The 5,922-nt window shown below is 33.8% G+C and carries 6 protein-coding genes; 2 read left to right on the top strand and 4 right to left on the bottom strand.

The features are described 5' to 3' along the window. Window positions 1-156: 156 nt before the first annotated feature. The 4 genes from obgE to hpt form a co-directional block, all read right to left on the bottom strand. Window positions 157-1,158, bottom strand: a complete 1,002-nt coding sequence (obgE, locus tag QLS31_RS15925; RefSeq protein ID WP_099713458.1) for a GTPase ObgE — start codon at window positions 1,156-1,158, stop codon at window positions 157-159. Between the two features lie 68 nt (window positions 1,159-1,226). After that, a complete protein-coding gene (locus QLS31_RS15930) occupies window positions 1,227-2,501 on the bottom strand; it encodes a hemolysin family protein (protein ID WP_099713459.1) in 1,275 nt (424 codons plus the stop codon). A 216-nt stretch (window positions 2,502-2,717) separates the two neighbouring features. Beyond that, a complete protein-coding gene (locus QLS31_RS15935) occupies window positions 2,718-3,290 on the bottom strand; it encodes an adenylate kinase (protein WP_099713460.1) in 573 nt (190 codons plus the stop codon). 12 nt (window positions 3,291-3,302) lie between these two features. After that, the gene (hpt, locus tag QLS31_RS15940; RefSeq protein ID WP_099716186.1) at window positions 3,303-3,833 is read right to left on the bottom strand and encodes a hypoxanthine phosphoribosyltransferase; all 531 of its coding nucleotides are present in this window, start codon (window positions 3,831-3,833) and stop codon (window positions 3,303-3,305) included. Between the two features lie 216 nt (window positions 3,834-4,049). Here hpt and QLS31_RS15945 point away from each other — a divergent pair, with 216 nt between their 5' ends. Both QLS31_RS15945 and purE read left to right on the top strand, forming a co-directional pair. Continuing rightward, on the top strand, window positions 4,050-5,201 hold the full coding sequence (locus tag QLS31_RS15945; RefSeq protein WP_282744661.1) for a 5-(carboxyamino)imidazole ribonucleotide synthase: 1,152 nt from the start codon (window positions 4,050-4,052) through the stop codon (window positions 5,199-5,201). 109 nt (window positions 5,202-5,310) lie between these two features. After that, window positions 5,311-5,793 (top strand): 5-(carboxyamino)imidazole ribonucleotide mutase, encoded by a 483-nt coding sequence (purE, locus tag QLS31_RS15950; RefSeq protein WP_099713462.1) that lies wholly within the window; start codon window positions 5,311-5,313, stop codon window positions 5,791-5,793. Window positions 5,794-5,922 lie beyond the last annotated feature (129 nt).

The raw sequence follows: 5,922 nt of genomic DNA on the forward strand, positions 1-5,922 counted from the left end.
GAAATGTTGTTTTAAAACTAATTCTACACATTCTAACTTAAATGCATAATCATACTTTACTTTTTTTTCCATAAAAATGCCCCAAATAGTGTCTAACTTTTTGGGGCATGTTCAATCATACGAGACGGCTTTTATAATTTATTTAAAAATTAAGAATTAGTCATTCAACATTTTCCATAATTTGTCTTTCAATTCTGTTAGCCCTTGTTGAGCAACAGAAGAAATAAACATATATGGTACATCCTTGAAAGCAACGTCTAATTCTGTTTTTAATTCTGCTTTCAACTCATCATCAAGCATATCGCATTTAGAAATCACCAACAAACGCTCTTTATCAAGCATTTCAGGATTGTATTTTGTCAATTCGTTTACCAAAATATCGTATTCTGCTTTGATATCTGGAGTATCTACTGGAACTAAAAATAGCAAAGTCGAATTACGTTCAATGTGACGCAAGAAATAATGTCCAAGACCTTTTCCTTCGGCAGCTCCTTCAATAATTCCGGGAATATCAGCAATTACAAAAGATTGAAAATCTCTGTAGGCTACGATTCCAAGATTTGGTTTTAAAGTTGTAAACGGATAATCCGCAATTTTTGGTTTAGCAGAAGTCAATACAGACAATAAAGTTGATTTTCCTGCATTAGGAAAACCTACCAAACCTACATCAGCAAGTACTTTTAGTTCTAGAATCACATCCATTTCAACACCAGGCAAACCGGGTTGAGAATATCTAGGAGTTTGATTGGTTGAACTTCTAAAGTGCCAGTTTCCTAAACCACCTTTTCCACCACGAGAAAGTATTTGCTTTTCACCATCTTCGGTAATTTCAAATAATATTTCTCCAGTTTCCTTATCTTTTACTACCGTTCCTAATGGAACTTCAATGAATTTATCATCTCCATCAGCACCTGTACTTCTGTCGCCACTTCCATCTCCACCATTACCGGCTTTAATATGACGCGCAAATTTAAGATGAAATAATGTCCATAGACCTTTGTTTCCTACAAGATAAACATGTCCTCCACGACCTCCATCTCCTCCATCTGGCCCACCTTTTTCAATAAACTTTTCTCTATGCAAATGCGTAGATCCTTTTCCTCCTTTTCCGGAAGAAACATATATTTTAACGTAATCTACAAAATTCCCTTCAGTCATTTTTTCTAATATTCAATGTTCAGCTTTAGTATTTAGTACTCATTTTGAGCAATTTAACCCTAAGCTATTTAATTTTTTAATGCTTTCACCATCACTTTATCAATCTTCACGCCATCCATATCAATGACTTCTAACTCAAATTTTTGCCAAATCAATTTTTCTCCTTGTTTAGGAATATGAGAGAGTTCAGTCATTATTAATCCACTCACTGTGGTTACTTCATAATCATTGATTAATTCATCTAATTCAAAGTAAGTCAAGAAATCATGCAACGAATAGTGTCCGTCAACCAACCAGCTTCCGTCTTCCCTTTCAATCAGCTGAAAATCATCTTTATAAAAATCAGAAGCATCACCAACCAATGCTTCCAAAATATCATTCAAAGTAATTACTCCTTGAAAAACACCATATTCATCTGAGACAAATGCATAATGAATGCCTGTTTTTTTAAAGTTTTCTAAGGCTATATATGCGGTGGTTTGCTCCATCATAAAAGGAGCTTCGGTCATTATATCCGCCAAATTGAAGTTTTCATTTTCAAAATGGGCGAAAATATTTTTCAGGTTAACGACTCCAACAATATCATCATAATTTTCACCGTAAACCGGATAAATAGAATGTAATTCTTTGAGCATAAATTCCTTAACCTGTTCTTTATCAGAATGCAAAGGTAAAAAAACCACTGACTTCCTGTGTGTCATCAATGAATTTATTTTTCTGTCTCCAATATGGAAAACGCGCTCCACAATATCTTGTTCAATTTCTTGAACTTCTCCTCCTTCGGTTCCTTCTTTGATTATCGCTTTTATTTCCTCTTCGGTTACTTTACCGTCAGCGGTAGGCTTTATTTGTAAAATATCCAATAAAAAATCTGTAGAATGTGTTAACAACCAAATAAATGGTGCTGTTACAATTGAAACAATTTTCATGGGTAATGCCACTGCTTTGGCAATGGATTCCGGATGATTCAAACCGATTCTTTTAGGTAATAATTCTCCTAGAACTAAAGAGAAAAAGGTCAAAACTACTACAACAATCCCCACAGCAACTGATGGCGCGTATGGTTTTAAAAATTCAAATCCGCTTACAAAAGTCTCTACATCCATTGTGATTTTATCACCACTATAAATACCGGTAAGAATTCCTATTAGCGTTATTCCTATTTGTACGGTTGATAAAAATTTGTTTGGTGAGTTCGCCAAATCCAATGCGATTTTAGCACTTTTATTTCCTTTTTTTGCCGCGGTCTCTAATCTGTTTTTTCTTGCTGAAATCAATGCGATTTCTGACATAGAGAAAACCCCATTTAATAGTATTAGAAAAAATATTATTAGTATTTCCAATTTTTTAGTTGATTCGTTTTTTATTTAAAATCTGATTTCTGAATTTGATTTTCTGAAATCTCCAGTCTGGATTTTAGCCCAGATGGGAATGAAAAGCCCGGAGTTAAAAAAAGCTAATTTTTCTTGTCAAAAAAGAGCGACCAAAAGAAGCTCCTTTTATGGCTTAGAAAAATAGATTTTTTAACGAGGACTTGTAATGTACAGCTGGAATTACTTCTATAAATTATCAATCACGTTGCTTACTCTTTCTGTAATTTCAGCGATTGTACCTATTCCGTTTACTGCATAAAATTTACCTTGCTCCTCATAATAACTCATTAAAGGCGCTGTTTTTTCATTGTATTCCTGATAGCGATTTCTGATTTTTTCTTCATCTTGATCATCAATTCTACCACTTGTTTTCCCTCTTTCCAAGAGACGTTTTACCAGAATCTCATCATCGGCTTCGAGTGCAATTGTCGCTGCAACTTTAGAACCTATTGATGTAAGAAATGCGTCTAAAGCTTCAGCTTGTGAAATTGTTCTTGGATATCCGTCAAACAATATTCCATTAGTATCCGGGTGTTTATTTACCTCATCAATCAGCATTTTCGTAGTCAATTCATCTGGAACTAAATCTCCAGCATCCATAAATACTCTTGCTTGTTTGCCAAGTTCTGTATCGTTTTTTAAATTAAAACGAAATACATCGCCCGTTGATATATGTGTTAATTTGTATTTTTCTTTCAAAAACTCCGCTTGAGTTCCTTTACCAGCTCCTGGCTTTCCAAATAAAACAATGTTAGTCATGTTGTTGTGTCGTTATTCTTTTAGTTTATATACTTCGGGTAAATTTCTTCCTAATCCATCGTAGTCTAAGCCAAAACCCACAATAAATTTATTTGGAATTCTAATTCCAATGTAATCTATTTTGATGTCTTTTGTGTAAGCTTCAGGTTTAAAAAAAAGTGTTGCTATTTTAAAATGTTTTACATTTTGCTTTTTGAATAATTCTTTCAGTTCAACCAATGTATTTCCGGTGTCAACTATATCTTCGATTATGACAACAGAACGCCCAGTTAAATCCTGATTTATACCTATTAATTGTTTCACTTCGTTTGTAGTAGAAGTTCCTTCGTATGATGCCATTTTGATGAAAGATACTTCACATGGTTTTTTATATTGTTTCATAAAATCAGAAACAACCATAAAAGCTCCATTCAATACTCCCACAAATACCGGCGTTTCATCAGCAAAATCTGCTTCTACTTGAGAAACCATTTTAGCGATGGCAAAATCAATTTCTTTAGCAGAAATAAACGGAACAAATTGTTTATCGTGAAGTTGTATCATTATTTTCGTGTTTAAAATAATGCGCAAAGATACAGAATTCGGATTTGACAATTGATAAATGGGCATTAATTTCTAATTTTAAGTAAATTCCACAAAAAAACGAGTCAAAATGTATTAAAAGCAACAAATGATACAATAGAAATTATGAAGAAAATAAAATAGCATTTTCGGATTCAATCATTATAAAGTATCTTTGCATAAACATACAACTAGACAATGAATTATTTTTCTTCTGATTTTAAATTGGGAATTCTCGGCGGAGGGCAACTTGGTAAAATGCTGTTGTTTGATACCCGAAAATTCGACATACAAACTTATGTTCTTGATCCAAGTGATGAAGCACCATGCAAGATAGCCTGTAATAAATTCTTTAAAGGTGATTTAATGGATTTTGAAACGGTGTATAACTTTGGTAAAAAGGTTGATGTTTTAACTTTCGAAATTGAATTGGTAAATCTGGAAGCTTTAGTAAAACTAGAGGAAGAGGGAGTAAAAGTATTTCCTTCGCCAAAAACGTTGAAATTGATTCAAAACAAAGGAATTCAGAAAGATTTCTACACGCAACACACAATTCCAACTGCAAATTATAAACGATTTGAGAATCTAAAAAGTCTCATTGTTGATATTTTGGATTCTAAAACAAAACTACCGTTTGTATGGAAATGTACGGAATTTGGTTATGATGGAAATGGTGTAAAAGTGATTCGACAAATCTCGGATTTAGACAATTTAGCCAATGTAGAATGTATCGCCGAAGAAATAGTTCCGTTCAAAAATGAACTAGCCGTTATCGTTTGTCGCAATCCCTCAGGCGAAATAAAAACCTATCCTGTGGTAGAAATGGAATTTCATCCAGAAGCCAACCAAGTGGAATATGTGATTTGTCCTGCTCGTATTGATGATAAAGTTGCCGAAAAAGCAAGAGCAATCGCATTGAATGTTTCCGAAAAGTTCAATCATGTTGGTTTATTAGCAGTTGAAATGTTTCAAACTGAAGATGATGAAATCCTTGTAAACGAAGTTGCTCCTCGCCCACACAATTCAGGTCATTATTCCATTGAAGCCAGTTATACTTCACAATTTGAAAACCATTTGCGAGCAATTCTTAATTTGCCTTTGGGAAATACCGACAGTAAAGTTGCTGGAATTATGGTAAATCTTTCAGGTGAAGAAGGCTATTCCGGTGATGTAGTGTATGAAAATATTGAAAAAATATTAGGTTGGAACGGTGTTACACCTCACATTTATGGCAAAAAACAGACACGTCCTTTTAGAAAAATGGGACATGTAACGATCGTAAATCCAGATATCAATGAAGCTCGAAGAATAGCTGAAAATGTAAAAAACACGATAAGAGTAATAAGTTAGTTGGAAGATTGAAAAAATTAAAAGATTGAAAAATTCAGAATACCAACTAAATTGAGTTTCTCAAAAAATCTTTAAATACTTAAATCTTTAAATCTTTAAATAAAAAACAATGAAAGTAGCCGTAATCATGGGAAGCATTTCTGATATGCCCGTAATGCAAGAAGCAATAGACATTTTAAAAGCATTCGATATAGAAATAGAAGTCGATATTGTATCGGCACACAGAACTCCCGAAAAATTATTTGATTTCAGCAACAATGCACACACTCGCGGAATTTCGGTAGTAATAGCAGGTGCTGGCGGAGCTGCGCATTTACCAGGAATGGTCGCTTCTATGTCGCCACTTCCAGTAATTGGAGTACCTATAAAATCAAGCAATTCAATCGATGGTTGGGATAGTGTGTTATCCATTTTACAAATGCCAGGCGGAGTTCCCGTAGCAACTGTAGCATTAAACGGTGCAAAAAATGCAGGAATTCTTGCCGCTCAAATTATAGGAAGTCACAATAAAAGCGTGATGGAGAAAATAATTAAATACAAAACAGGATTGAAAGAAGCGGTTAACATAGCTGCTGAAAGTCTAAAAAAATAAAAAAAGCTCCGTAATGAACATGCCCCAAAAAGTTAGACACTATTTGGGGCATTTTTTATGGAAAGAAAAGTTAAGTATGATTACGCATTTAAGCTAGAATGCGCAGAATTAGTCTTGAAGAAACATTAT

This window comes from Flavobacterium sp. XS2P24 (assembly GCF_030010285.1).
GTDB lineage: Bacteria > Bacteroidota > Bacteroidia > Flavobacteriales > Flavobacteriaceae > Flavobacterium > Flavobacterium algoritolerans.